General features: G+C 52.5%; 12 protein-coding genes and 1 riboswitch. Of the genes, 6 read left to right on the plus strand and 6 right to left on the minus strand.

Going from position 1 to position 13,522, the window contains the following annotated elements; genetic code table 11:
* Positions 1–2 precede the first annotated feature (2 nt).
* Genes QFZ34_RS04175 through cyoA form a run of 5 tightly spaced genes read right to left on the minus strand, consistent with a single transcriptional unit; the run spans position 3 to position 4,995 of the window.
* Positions 3–821: an SURF1 family protein gene (locus tag QFZ34_RS04175; protein WP_307277351.1), complete on the minus strand. Its 819-nt coding sequence runs from the start codon at positions 819–821 to the stop codon at positions 3–5.
* Positions 818–1,195, minus strand: coding sequence for a cytochrome o ubiquinol oxidase subunit IV (gene cyoD, locus QFZ34_RS04180; protein ID WP_307277354.1), 378 nt, complete (start codon positions 1,193–1,195; stop codon positions 818–820). Before cyoD ends, QFZ34_RS04175 begins: the two co-directional genes overlap by 4 nt.
* On the minus strand, positions 1,192–1,821 hold the full coding sequence (gene cyoC / locus QFZ34_RS04185; protein WP_307277356.1) for a cytochrome o ubiquinol oxidase subunit III: 630 nt from the start codon (positions 1,819–1,821) through the stop codon (positions 1,192–1,194). Before cyoC ends, cyoD begins: the two co-directional genes overlap by 4 nt.
* Positions 1,818–3,827: a cytochrome o ubiquinol oxidase subunit I gene (cyoB, locus tag QFZ34_RS04190; RefSeq protein ID WP_307277360.1), complete on the minus strand. Its 2,010-nt coding sequence runs from the start codon at positions 3,825–3,827 to the stop codon at positions 1,818–1,820. The genes cyoC and cyoB overlap by 4 nt, the downstream gene beginning before the upstream one ends.
* A gap of 16 nt (positions 3,828–3,843) precedes the next feature.
* Positions 3,844–4,995 carry a ubiquinol oxidase subunit II gene (gene cyoA / locus QFZ34_RS04195; protein ID WP_307277364.1) on the minus strand — a complete coding sequence of 384 codons (1,152 nt, stop codon included), beginning with the start codon at positions 4,993–4,995 and terminating at the stop codon, positions 3,844–3,846.
* 185 nt (positions 4,996–5,180) lie between these two features.
* Between cyoA and QFZ34_RS04200 the strand changes: the two genes are divergently transcribed.
* From QFZ34_RS04200 to nrdF, 5 genes are all read left to right on the plus strand, one after another.
* Positions 5,181–6,512 (plus strand): MFS transporter, encoded by a 1,332-nt coding sequence (locus QFZ34_RS04200; RefSeq protein ID WP_307277367.1) that lies wholly within the window; start codon positions 5,181–5,183, stop codon positions 6,510–6,512.
* Positions 6,513–6,621: 109 nt separating this feature from the next.
* Positions 6,622–6,843: riboswitch (cobalamin riboswitch) on the plus strand.
* Positions 6,844–7,087: 244 nt separating this feature from the next.
* Positions 7,088–7,309, plus strand: coding sequence for a glutaredoxin-like protein NrdH (gene nrdH / locus QFZ34_RS04205; protein WP_307277369.1), 222 nt, complete (start codon positions 7,088–7,090; stop codon positions 7,307–7,309).
* Positions 7,310–7,323: 14 nt separating this feature from the next.
* Positions 7,324–7,737, plus strand: a complete 414-nt coding sequence (gene nrdI, locus QFZ34_RS04210) for a class Ib ribonucleoside-diphosphate reductase assembly flavoprotein NrdI (protein ID WP_307277372.1) — start codon at positions 7,324–7,326, stop codon at positions 7,735–7,737.
* Complete coding sequence (gene nrdE / locus QFZ34_RS04215) at positions 7,707–9,860, plus strand: class 1b ribonucleoside-diphosphate reductase subunit alpha (RefSeq protein ID WP_370878681.1); 2,154 nt, start codon at positions 7,707–7,709, stop codon at positions 9,858–9,860. The genes nrdI and nrdE overlap by 31 nt, the downstream gene beginning before the upstream one ends.
* A gap of 14 nt (positions 9,861–9,874) precedes the next feature.
* Positions 9,875–10,864: a class 1b ribonucleoside-diphosphate reductase subunit beta gene (gene nrdF, locus QFZ34_RS04220; RefSeq protein WP_115055017.1), complete on the plus strand. Its 990-nt coding sequence runs from the start codon at positions 9,875–9,877 to the stop codon at positions 10,862–10,864.
* 126 nt (positions 10,865–10,990) lie between these two features.
* Here nrdF and hisC read toward each other — a convergent pair whose 3' ends face one another.
* On the minus strand, positions 10,991–12,052 hold the full coding sequence (gene hisC, locus QFZ34_RS04225; protein ID WP_307277379.1) for a histidinol-phosphate transaminase: 1,062 nt from the start codon (positions 12,050–12,052) through the stop codon (positions 10,991–10,993).
* A 174-nt stretch (positions 12,053–12,226) separates the two neighbouring features.
* Between hisC and QFZ34_RS04230 the strand changes: the two genes are divergently transcribed.
* Entirely contained in the window at positions 12,227–13,450 is a 1,224-nt protein-coding gene (locus QFZ34_RS04230; protein ID WP_307277382.1) for an SGNH/GDSL hydrolase family protein, read from the plus strand.
* Positions 13,451–13,522: the final 72 nt, after the last annotated feature.

Here is a 13,522-nt window from a genome sequence, read left to right on the forward strand (position 1 = left end):
TTTCAACCCGATCTGTATTTTGGGCGCTGCCGGGCTCGCCATTCATTTCGCCCGATAATAGCCGAGGCAGCGCCCAGCAAAAGCGCCATGCCAAACCAGGTCAGGGCATAGACCAGATGGTTGTTCGCGAAGGAAATGACAGTAAGCCCTCCAATCGGGAGCGCGTTTGGATCAGGATTTGCATCGGCATCGATAAAATATGGAGCAACAGGGCCGATATTGTGAGCTGCTGCCATAGCCATGACATCACGCGAATACCAACGGTCTCCGACCGGGTCATTGTTGCGTAGGAACCCGCCCTTGGGCTCCGTTAAGCGCAACAGTCCGGTTATGGTGATTGGCGGCAGATGGTCCGCCCGCCATTCATCACGGGCTTTATCCGTTGGAACGAAGCCGCGATTGATGAAAACGGTAAATCCATCTGTACTTTGAAAAGGGCTCAGCACCCAAAATCCGCTGCCGCGCGCTGTTACCGCCTGTACAAGCGCAGCCGGCTTGTCGAGAAATTTTCCGCTGGTCGTGACGTGGCGATATGCAAAATCCTTGGCATTGATCCCGGCCCATATATCGGGGCCGGGGGCCGCCGTAGCCGGAGCATTCACTCTTTGCTCAACCTGGTTGATCAGATCAAGCTTCCAGACACGGCGTTGCAGTTGCCAGATACCAAGGCTGGTAAGCACGATGATGCAGAAAAGGACAAGGCCGCCGATCAATGCCAGTTTGATTGAGGGCAGGCGCCTATCGTCTTCGCGCGAATTGTCTGTCTCCCCGACCCGCTCGCCGCTTGCGGCAAGCCCGCGCGCGGCCAGGGCTTTTTTCATGGCATCTGTCTCATATCCATGCTGGGCATCATGTTCGTATCCAGATGATACATAACCCAAAGCGAACCGGTGAGCGTGATAATGACCAGCACAAGCGTGAAGATGAGTGCCATCATTGTCCATCCATTCTCGGAGCGGACATTCATATGAAGGAAGAAAATCATGTGAACGACAATCTGCACCACGGCGAATGCCATAATGACGAGGCCGGTGGTTTGCTTGGAATCCAACGCACCGCTCATGACAAGCCAGAAGGGTACGGCAGTCAGGATCACGGATAAGCCAAACCCGATCAAATAGGATTTGAGCGAGCCGTGAGAATGGGCTTCATCATGATTGTGGCTGTCGTGGTGGGCCTTTGCCTTTATGCTCATCGTAGCATTCCCATCAGGTAAACGAACGTAAAGACACCAATCCAGATGACATCAAGAAAGTGCCAGAACATGCTGAGACACATCAGGCGCCGCATGTTCGCTTGGATCAGCCCATAGCGGGCAACTTGTACCATCAAGGTAACAAGCCAAATCAAGCCAATGGTGACGTGAAGCCCATGCGTTCCGACCAATGTGAAAAAGGAAGAGAGAAAGGCGCTGCGCTGGGGCGTGGCACCTTCATGAATCATATGGGCAAATTCGTAAAGTTCGATGCAAAGGAATGCCGCACCAAACAGACCCGTAAGGGCGAGCCACGCTTGTGTGGAGCCCACCCGGCCTTTTGCCATGGCGAGCATGGCGAAACCATAAGTAATCGATGAAAAGAGCAGCATCGACGTATTGACCGCGACCAGTGGCAAATCAAACAAATCTTTGGGCGCAGGACCGGCGGCATAATTTCCGCCTAATACGCCGTAGGTCGCAAACAGCACAGCAAAGATGAGACAATCACTCATCAGGTAAATCCAAAAGCCGAACATGGTGCTGCCGCCTTCGGCATGGTCATGTTCCTCAGTCAGATAAAACACAGGATCTTCAGTGGTCACATGCGCGGCTGCTCTGCTCATGATTTCAGCCCTACAGCAAGAAGTTCGGTACGGGCATTTTCACTCGATACAACCTCATCTGCCGATATGTGGAAATCGCGCTTGTAGTTGAATGTATGCCCAATCGATACCGCCACCAATGCGATAGCCGTTGCTGCCGCGAGCCACCAGATGTACCAGATCATCGCAAATCCAAAAACGATGCTTATTCCAGCCAGGATTATTCCGGTGCCCGTATTGCTTGGCATATGGATGGCTCGGAAACCGTTTTCAGGGCGCTTGTAACCGCGTTTTTTCATGTCGTACCAGCTGTCGAGATCGTGAATCACTGGCGTGAAAGCGAAATTATAGGCTGGAGGGGGTGAGGCCGTGGACCATTCCAGGGTGCGACCGTCCCAAGGATCGCCAGTCAAATCGCGCAACGCTTCGCGATTACGAATGCTGACAAAGATTTGGATGAGGAATGACAGAATGCCGATAGCAACGAGAAATGCACCAAAACCGGCGATCATGAACCAGATCTGCAAGGACGGATCTTCGAATGTGCGCAGGCGTCGTGTCACGCCCATCAGGCCCAGTATATAAAGCGGCATGAAGGCGAAGTAGAATCCCACGACCCAGAACCAGAAAGACATCTTGCCCCAAAATGGATCGAGCCTGAAACCAAAAGCTTTCGGGAACCAGTAATAGATACCGGCAAAAAGCCCGAACAGAACACCGCCGATGATCACATTATGGAAATGCGCAACAAGAAACAGGCTGTTGTGCAGCACAAAGTCAGCCGGAGGCACGGCGAGCAGAACGCCTGTCATGCCACCAATGACAAAGGTCAGCATAAAGGCGATCGTCCACATCATGGGCAGTTCAAATCGAATCCGCCCGCGATACATCGTAAAGAGCCAGTTGAATATCTTCGCCCCGGTTGGAATCGAAATAATCATCGTGGTGATGCCGAAGAACGAATTCACGCTCGCGCCCGAACCCATGGTGAAGAAGTGGTGAAGCCAGACCAGATAGGCAAGAATGGTAATAACGATGGTGGCATAAACCATCGAGGTATAGCCAAACAGACGTTTGCTGGCGAAGGTCGATGTCACTTCGGAGAATATGCCGAAAGCGGGCAGAATGAGAATATAGACTTCCGGATGACCCCAAATCCAGATGAGGTTGACATACATCATCGGATTGCCGCCAAAGTCGTTGGTGAAGAAGTTCGTGCCGACATAGCGATCGAGAGTGAGCAAAGCCAGCACTGCCGTCAGGACAGGGAAGGCGGCCACAATCAGAACGTTGGTGCAAAGAGCGGTCCACGTAAAGATCGGAAGCTTCATCATGGTCATGCCCGGCGCGCGCATCTTGACGATGGTTGCGAGCAGATTGACGCCCGACAGCAGTGTACCTATGCCCGCTATTTGCAGCGCCCATATGTAGTAGTCCATACCGGCGTCCGGACTGTATCCGATACCCGAAAGCGGCGGATAGGCCAGCCAGCCGGTCCTGGCAAACTCGCCCACAAACAGCGACATCATTACAAGTGCCGCGCCAGCGGCAGTCATCCAGAAGCTGAAATTGTTGAGGAATGGAAAAGATACGTCCCGGGCACCGATCTGCAATGGGACAACAAAGTTCATCAAGCCGGTAACAAGAGGCATTGCCACGAAGAAGATCATGATCACGCCATGCGCGGTGAATATCTGATCGAAATGATGGGCGTTGAGATATCCTTCGGACCCATTAAACGCCATTGCCTGTTGCAATCGGATCATGATGGCGTCGGCAAAGCCTCTCAGCAACATGATGATGCCGAGGATCATGTACATTATGCCGATGCGCTTGTGGTCAACTGTTGTGAACCACTCATGCCAAAGATAGCCCCAAAGGCGGAAATAGGTAAGCGCGCCCACCACGGCGATGCCTCCGAGCGCGACTACGATAAATGTCACAACAAGGATAGGTTCGTGCAGCGGGAAGGATTCCAGCGTGAGCCTACCGAAAACCAGCTTTATAAGTTCGGGATTATCAAACATATCGGGCTCGTTTCGTTCAGCTATTAGACGGTCGGCGCTGTAGACCGAACAGTTGGGTTGGTGAGGGGCGGGGGAGACCCGCACCAACAAACGGAGAGGTATTGAGGGGCGGCAGCGTCTGTATATTCATGCTGGCCTGCAGGGCTTCTTCCGTGGTGCAGATGCCGACAACAAATGCAGGATCAGGGCCAAAGACAGCGCCGCCACGCCTTGTGTACTTATCGTATTCCAACGAACGGGTATTATAGATGCCGGCCATCCCAAGGCCACCCTTGGCATCGATTTCATCCATCTCGCTCATGCACATCTTGCCGCGTTCCACACATCGGTTGAGAACTGCGCTGAACAGTTCCGGATCAACACTTGCATAATGCTGTACCGGTACTTTTTCGCTGGGCTGTTCCAGGTGCAGATAGGTCATCCGATCAAGAGTGGTGCCTTTTGACTTGACGTCGGCAATCCATTTTTCAAAACCCTCATCCGGCAGGCCGTGAAAAGCGAAGCGCATACCGGAAAAACCGGCGCCACTGTAATTGGCCGAAAAGCCCTCATATTCGCCGGGGTGATTGATGACGGCGCTCAGCTTCGTCTGCATGCCCGGCATAGTGTATATCTGCCCGGCTAGCGCAGGAATATAAAACGAGTTCATCACCGCCGAGGAGGTCAGCCGGAAAGCGATGGGCCGATCGACGGGAGCGGCCATTTCATTGACGCTGGCGATACCATATTCCGGATAGATAAAGAGCCACTTCCAATCCAGCGCGACCACTTCGACCTGCAATGGCTTGACCGTTTCGGAAACTGCTTTGCCGGGGGAAATGCGTCCAAGCGGACGATAGGGATCGAGCAAATGTGTCGCCATCCAGGTGACCGCGCCAAGGCAGATGATGATCAGCAGCGGCGCCGCCCAGATGATCAATTCCAGCTGGGTGGAGTGATCCCATTCCGGGTCATAAGGCGCATCCGTGTTTGACTGCCGGTATTTCCAGGCAAAGAACACGGTGAGCACCATCACTGGAATGATAATGACAAGCATGAGGACGGTAGAAATAATGATCAGGTCGCGCTGTTGCACGGCGACGTCGCCTGAGGGGCTCATGACAACAGCATTGCACGCGCTAAGCAATGCAAGCAGTGGAAGCAGGGCGATGGCAAAAAAACGGTTCAAGAGACTTCCTGTCAATGGAAACAGCGCCTAGTTGCGCCATCACTAGCTGCACCATAGTCAGAGCGACATTGGACAATTTGCCCAATCCTCCCGTAGTGTGTCACAATGATAAAGGATACGCTAGCAGTGACCGCAAACGAGCAGACCTGAACGGTTTCAATATTGATCGAGGAGCGCACCGGGCAATGAGCGCGAAAACAGGAGCGGCATCTTCGACAACGCTTGAGCAGGACGCAACGCGCCTTCACTCGCGACATGACGACGTTAACGTTGGCGAGATTGCCATCGGCGTGATTATCGGCAGAACGTCCGAATTCTTTGACTTCTTCGTCTATGCTATTGCCTCCGTGCTGGTCTTTCCGAAACTGGTGTTCCCCTATGTTGATGCTCTGACGGGCACGATCTATTCGTTCGGTATTTTTGCGCTGGCCTTTCTTGCGCGACCGATCGGCACGGTTATCTTCATGCAGATCGATCGCACTTACGGCCGTGGCGTGAAATTGACGATTGCCCTGTTCCTGCTTGGTAGCTCGACCGTTGCGGTGGCGTTCCTACCCGGTTATGCCCAGGTCGGTTGGGCATCTGCAGCGCTTTTGGCACTGTTCCGGATAGGACAGGGGCTTGCGCTGGGCGGTGAGTGGGATGGCCTCGCATCGCTTCTGGCGCTCAATGCACCCAAGCAACGCCGTGGCTGGTATGCGATGATACCGCAACTCGGTGCTCCCTTGGGGCTTATGGTTGCGGCGGGGCTGTTCGCATTTTTCGTTGCCAATCTTTCCGCAGAAGACTTCCTGGGCTGGGGCTGGCGCTATCCGTTTTTCGTTGCTTTCGCTATTAATGTGGTGGCGCTGTTTGCACGGTTGCGAATGGTTGTTACGCCGCAATATGCAAAATTATATGAAAGCAGAGAACTGCAGCCAACGACGGTGGCCAACACATTACAGCATGAAGGTCGCCACGTGGTCATTGGTGCTTTTGCACCGCTTGCGAGCTTTGCGCTCTTTCATATGGTAACGGTATTTCCACTGTCTTGGGTCTTCCTGTTTACGGATCAGGGCCCGGCTCGCTTTCTTTTGATTGAAGCATTCGGAGCGGCTGTGGGCGTCATTACCGTGTTTGCGTCGGGCACGATTGCCGACCGCGTCGGACGCCGGAATCTGCTGGGCGGCACCGCCATAGCCATTGCTGTGTTCAGTGGATTTGCTCCTCAATTGCTTGATGGCGGCGACATCGGCGAACTGATCTTCATGATCCTTGGATTTATTTTGCTTGGTCTGTCCTTCGGCCAGTCATCCGGCTCAGTGGCCTCGCGGTTCTCAAAGAAGTTCCGCTATACCGGCTCGGCATTGACCAGCGATATGGCATGGTTGTTCGGGGCGGGTTTCGCACCGCTGGTCGCGCTGCTGCTATCCAGCCATTTCGGCCTGATAGCTGCGGGCGGCTATCTGCTCTCCGGTGCTGTGTGCACGCTTATAGCCCTCAGCTTGAATCGTCAGACCGACAATCCGGACGTGTAGTCCCTTCCTCACTCATTCCATTTTCGTGCGGAGCGCCAAATTGATTGGCAGCTGTGCATAGTTTCAATTTTGGTTTGATCTAGCTGTTGACGGATTTTTAACATCCACTACTATATATAGTGTTCAAGGTTCTTCCGATTCGTGAGAGTGGGAAGCTAAGACGGGAATACGGTGAGTGGTGCCTTTAGGTACTGTGATGCCGGAGCTGCCCCCGCAACTGTAAGCGGCTAGCACGTGTTCGATACTGTCACTGGAGCTCTAGGCACCGGGAAGGCAAGAATAAGTGCGTTGATCTGCGAGCCAGGAGACCTGCCTTGATCTGATGAGTCCACCGGCGGGGTGCCGGAGCGGTCGCGCCAATGCACGGGGATTTTCCGTGTAAAACGCTTCCCTGCCCCTCCACGAGCGAGCTACAGGGTGAAGTGCATGAGAAACCTATCCAGCGCATTGATTGTGGGCGACCCGCCGTAAATCGGGCGGCACTTAAGTAAGTCATACAGTTCTAAACCAAACTAGCTGGCAGCACTCAGAGCTGCCAGACCATGTTCTCACGACCAAAATCAAATGAGGAAGTCATGAATATTGTCGTTTACAGCAAGCCGGCCTGCGTCCAGTGCACCGCTACGACCCGAGCTCTTGACCGGCAGGGTATGGAGTATGACGTTATTGATATTTCCAACGATCAGGATGCTCTCGAACTTGTTCAAAGTCTCGGCTACCGCCAGGTACCTGTGGTTGTCGCCGGCGAAAAACACTGGGCCGGTTTCCGCCCGGATATGATCAGCACCCTTGCCTGACTGGGATGGGTGTCATGAGTGGGATCGTCTATTTTTCGAGCAGGTCGGAGAATACCCACCGTTTTGTTTCCAAGCTGGGCTTCACCTCACAACGGATACCGATCGGCTCTCGTGAAGAGCTGAAGATCAACGCACCCTATATTTTGATCGTGCCAACTTATAGCGGCGATGGCGGCAAGGGTGCCGTTCCAAAACAGGTGATCCGCTTCCTCAACCAGGCGGAAAACCGTTTAAATCTCCGCGGCGTGATTTCCGCGGGTAACAGTAACTTCGGAGCGACCTTCGGGATTGCCGGCGACATCATCTCTGCCAAATGCCAGGTGCCTTACCTTTACAGGTTCGAGCTGATCGGCACGGAGCAGGATGTCGTAAACGTCAAACATGGATTGGAACGATTTTGGACACGCTCACGCTCGAACGACCAGTGAAAGCCAACGAACCAGTGCTGGATTACCACGCGCTGAACGCGATGCTGAACCTTTATGATGAGGAGGGCAACATCCAGTTCGATCAGGATCGTATGGCGGCGAAGCAGTATTTTCTGCAGCATGTGAACCAGAATACGGTGTTCTTTCACAATTTGCGCGAGAAGCTCGATTACCTGGTAACCGAAGGCTATTATGAGCGCGCGGTGCTTGATCAATATTCCTTCAATTTCATGCGCGATCTGTTCGACCATGCCTATGCGAAGAAATTCAGGTTTCCAACATTTCTTGGCGCATTCAAGTATTACACCAGCTACACGCTGAAGACCTTTGACGGAAAACGCTATCTTGAGCGTTACGAGGACCGCATCTGCATGGTGGCGCTGACGCTGGCGCAAGGAAGTGAAATCCTGGCGCGGGATATGGTTGACGAGATCATTTCCGGGCGTTTCCAGCCTGCAACTCCCACCTTTCTCAATGCTGGAAAGAAACAGCGCGGCGAGCTGGTGTCCTGCTTTCTGCTCCGAATTGAAGACAATATGGAATCAATCGCGAGGGGTATCAACTCGGCCCTGCAGCTCTCCAAACGCGGGGGCGGCGTTGCATTATCGCTCACCAATATCCGTGAAGCGGGCGCGCCGATAAAGCAGATTGAAAATCAGTCATCCGGCATCATTCCAGTCATGAAGCTTTTGGAGGATAGTTTTTCCTATGCCAACCAGCTTGGTGCAAGACAGGGGGCAGGTGCGGTCTATCTGAACGCACATCATCCCGACATAATGCGTTTCCTCGATACCAAGCGCGAAAATGCGGATGAGAAAATCCGTATCAAGACGCTGTCGCTCGGCGTTGTCGTGCCGGATATTACTTTCGAATTGGCGAAGAACAATGAGGATATGTATCTGTTCTCTCCCTATGACGTAGAGCGGGTCTACGGCGTGGCCTTTACGGAAATTTCGGTGACAGAAAAGTACCGTGAAATGGTCGCAGATTCGCGTATCCGCAAAAAGAAAATCAAGGCTCGCGACTTCTTTCAGGTCTTGGCCGAAATCCAGTTCGAAAGCGGCTATCCCTACATCATGTTCGAGGACACAGTGAACCGCGCCAACCCGATTGCAGGGCGTATCACCATGAGCAATCTGTGCTCGGAAATCCTTCAGGTCAGCGAGGCGAGCGAATACAATGCCGATCTGTCCTATAGCCATATGGGCAAGGATATCTCCTGTAATCTCGGCTCGCTGAATATTGCCGCCGCAATGGATTCAATGGATTTTGGCAAAACCATCGCAACGGCCATCAGGGCGCTGAGCGCCGTCTCGGACATGAGCCATATCTCGTCGGTGCCTTCTATCGAAAAGGGTAATGATGACAGCCATGCCATCGGCCTTGGGCAGATGAATCTGCATGGTTACCTGGCCCGCGAACGCATTTATTACGGCTCTGACGAAGGTATCGATTTCACCAATATCTATTTCTACACCGTGACCTATCACGCCGTTCGCGCATCCAATCGCCTAGCGGTTGAACGCGGCCAAAGCTTCAAGGGCTTCGATAACTCGAAATATGCATCTGGAGAATATTTCGACAAGTATACGGCGCAGGAATGGCTGCCAGCAACCGAGCGCGTAAGAGAGTTATTCGAAGCCGCGGGCATTGCGATCCCGACACAGGAAGATTGGCTGGCGCTGAAGCAGGCGGTGATGACCTCCGGTCTTTACAATCAGAACCTGCAGGCTGTGCCGCCCACGGGCTCCATTTCCTATATCAATCACTCAACCTCCTCGATCCATCCGATCGTGTCGAAGATCGAAATCCGTAAGGAGGGCAAGATCGGCCGCGTCTACTACCCGGCCGCGTTTCTGACCAATGATAATCTTGATTACTATCAGGACGCCTATGAGATTGGCCCGGAAAAGATCATCGATACCTATGCTGCAGCAACGCAGCATGTCGATCAGGGCTTGTCGCTGACGCTCTTCTTCCGCGATACCGCGACCACGCGCGATATCAACAAGGCGCAGATCTATGCCTGGAAGAAAGGCATCAAGACAATCTACTATATCCGTCTTCGTCAAATGGCTCTGTCCGGCACGGAAGTGCAGGGCTGCGTATCCTGCACGCTTTGATTTCCGGGGAAACAATGAACATTCAAATCAAGAATAAAGCTGTAAAGCTTCCTGCAGCCGTTCGCGCCATCAACTGGAACCGCCTTGAGGATGACAAGGACCTTGAGGTCTGGAACAGGCTTACCGGAAATTTCTGGCTGCCGGAAAAGGTGCCGCTGTCGAATGATATTCCGTCCTGGGCTGCACTCAAACCCGAGGAACAGCAGCTTACCATTCGCGTGTTCACGGGGCTGACCCTGCTCGATACAATCCAGACCAGCATTGGCGCGCCAAAACTCATGGAAGATTCGATCACTCCCCATGAGGAAGCAGTCTATTCAAACATCTCCTTCATGGAGGCCGTGCATGCCCGTTCCTACTCGTCCATTTTCTCCACATTGTGCTCGACACCTGACGTTGATGATGCCTATCGCTGGTCCGAGGAAAATGAGCATTTGCAGAGGAAGTCCGCGCTGATCCTCGAACATTACCGCAATCCCGATCCTCTCAAGCGCAAGATTGCCAGCGTGTTCCTGGAGAGCTTCCTGTTTTATTCCGGCTTCTATCTACCGATGTTCTGGTCGAGCCGCGCCAAGCTGACCAATACTGCCGACATGATCCGCCTCATCATCCGGGATGAAGCTGTGCATGGCTATTACATCGGATATAAGTTTCAACGCGGACTGGAACGTCTTGGTGAGGAGCGCCGTTCGGAAATCAAGGATTTCGCTTTCGATCTTCTGCTTGAACTCTACGACAATGAGGCAAAATACACCGAGACACTCTATGATGGCGTCGGCCTGACCGAGGACGTGAAGAAATTCCTTCATTATAATGCCAATAAAGCACTGATGAACCTCGGCTACGAGGCTCTCTTTCCTGCGGAAGCCTGCAAGGTCAACCCGGCAATTCTTTCAGCGCTATCCCCGAATGCTGATGAAAACCATGACTTCTTTTCCGGTTCCGGCTCTTCCTATGTCATAGGCAAAGCGATCGCCACGGAAGATGAGGACTGGGATTTCTGATCGGTTAGGCTTTTTAGTTAAAGTAGATGATGAGCGACTTAAACTGGAGGATTGTAATTTGCAGAAAAATCAATCCAAAACAGCTAGTTATAGCGTTTAGTTTCGGCCATCTCTGCATTGATCAGCCTAGCTGCCCAGTATCGTTTGCAATGCGGAAATCAGCTTTGCGCATTCGGAATCTGTGCCTATGCTGATGCGTAAATAGTCGTTTGTCCTCTCGCCGGGCAGGTGCCTTACAAGAATGGCCTTTGTTCTGAGTTGTGTAAAAATTTCCTTTGCAGAGCAGGCAGGGTGATGGACAAACAGAAAATTTGCCGAGGAGGGCAGGACTTCAAAGCCAAGGCCGCGCATGGACAAAGCCAATCTGTTGCGTGTCGCCATAATGTTATTGCGGCTTTCTTCAAACCAAACTGTATCCTGCCAGGCGGCGATAGCGCCGACGATGGCCAGTCGATCCAGCGGATAGGAGTTGAAGCTGTCTTTAACGCGATTTAACGCTTCAATAAGAGAAGACTCTCCAACAGCAAAGCCAACGCGAAGCCCCGCCAGTCCGCGCGATTTTGACAAAGTTTGGACAACCAGCAAGTTTGGGTAGTTCCTGACGAGAGGAATAGCGCTTTCAGCGCCAAAATCGACGTAGGCTTCGTCGATGACGACCACCTGATCAGGATGCTCGATGAGGAGTTTTTCAATTTCCGATAGTGGCAGTGCTGTACCGGTCGGCGCATTTGGGTTTGGTAAAATGATGGCACCGCAATTTCGCCGGTAATCGGATGTGCGAACTGACATTATGTCATCGAGTGCGATTTCGTCGAAATCAATTCCGTAAAGACGGCAATAGGTAGGATAGAAGCTGTAGGTAATATCCGGAAACAGCAACGGTGCATCGTGCTTCAACAAAGCTTGAAAAGTATGTGCCAGCACTTCATCGGAGCCATTGCCGACGAAAACATTGCTTTCGTCAAGACCGTAACTTCTGGCAATTGTTGCCCGCAATTGCAGCGCCGTGGGATCGGGATAAAGGCGAAGTGAATCTGTCGTTTCCGCAGCAATCGCCTTCAACACAAGCGGTGATGGCCCATATGGATTTTCATTGGTGTTGAGTTTAATCAGATTACCAAATTTGGGCTGCTCTCCTGCTACATAGGGGGACAACTCGTGAACAATCTGGCTCCAGAAACGGCTCATAAAACATCCAGCGCTGAAAAATTACTTGTACTCTTCCATAGCAAAATCAAGCTTATGCGCTAGCCTAAACTTATGACCCACCCCACTTGGGTGTTGCAATTGTTTTTGTCAAAACTTCCTCTAGTCTGTTTTGAACAGCTTCCCATAATCCAACGTAAACCCAGGGAGAGAAAAATGAGACGTCTCATGAAGGCAGATCTATTGCTGCTTGCTATTTGTCTGATTGCGGGTTCCGCATCCATTCAGGCCGTTCAGGCGCAAGAGAGTTGGCAAGGGAGCTGGGGTGCCAGTCCCGCCTTTCCTGTTGGGCCAGAATTGAATAACTCGACAATACGGCAATATATTCGAATGAGCGCTGGCGGTTCCAAAGTCCGGTTCCGGTTTTCCAATGAAACTGGTACGCAGCCGCTCGTCATAGGAGCGGCGCGTGTGGCGCGCCCTGGCAATGCACAAGGGTCAATTGATCCTGCCAGCAGTAAAGCATTGACCTTTGGCGGAGAGAGCTCAATAACCATACCGGCTGGTGCCCCTGCAATTTCTGATCCCGTGGACGTCAGTGTTGCGCCGTTTGATACACTGGCGGTCAGCCTGTTTCTCTCACGCTGGACAGGACCTTCAGTCGTCCATCCGCTTGGTGAGCACACAGCTTATCTATCTGAGACGGGTGACAGTACGGAAGCGTCTGTACTGCCAGATGCAAAAACCTCTACCATGCGATTTGTACTTTCGAGAGTTGAGGTGGCCGGAGAGGGCGGTACGCTGGTGACGCTCGGAGACTCGATCACAGATGGGTACAGTTCCGGGGTCGATGCGAACATGCGCTGGCCCGACGTGCTGGCTGAGCGGCTTGGCAAAGCCGATGGAGCAAAGGTCGGCGTCGTCAATGCCGGTATTAGCGGTAACCGAATCCTGCACGACCAGCCGGAAGCGATGTTTGGTCCAAGTGCGCTTTCGCGTCTCGACCGGGATGTCCTGTCTGTACCAAATCTACGCTGGGTCGTAATCATGGAAGGCATTAACGATATCGGCCATTCTACCTCTGCCGGACTATCTGAACAGAGTGTCACGTCAGACGAGATTATTGGCGGACTGAAACAGCTTGTCAGTAGAATTAAGGGCCATGGAGCAAAGGCCTATTGTGCAACGCTAACTCCCTATGAGGGGACTGTTTTCGCCAACTACTATAAATCGGAAGGTGAAGAAAAGCGTCAGGCTGTCAATGATTGGATCAGGACCAGCAAGGGTTGCGATGCAGTGATCGACTTCGATGCCGCTGTTCGCGATCCGGAAAACCCGAAAAGGCTTCGGGCGGAATTTGATGAAGGAGACCACCTCCATCCAAACGCGAAAGGTTATAAGGCGATGGCCGACTCCATCGATCTGAATTTGTTTCAGTAGATAACAACAATGAAAGATTGGTCGATTCGGGAGGGCGAGTCGTCAAAACCTTTGGTTCGTTTGATACAAGCA

It is taken from the genome of Phyllobacterium ifriqiyense (assembly GCF_030817885.1).
Classification (GTDB): Bacteria; Pseudomonadota; Alphaproteobacteria; order Rhizobiales; family Rhizobiaceae; genus Phyllobacterium; species Phyllobacterium ifriqiyense.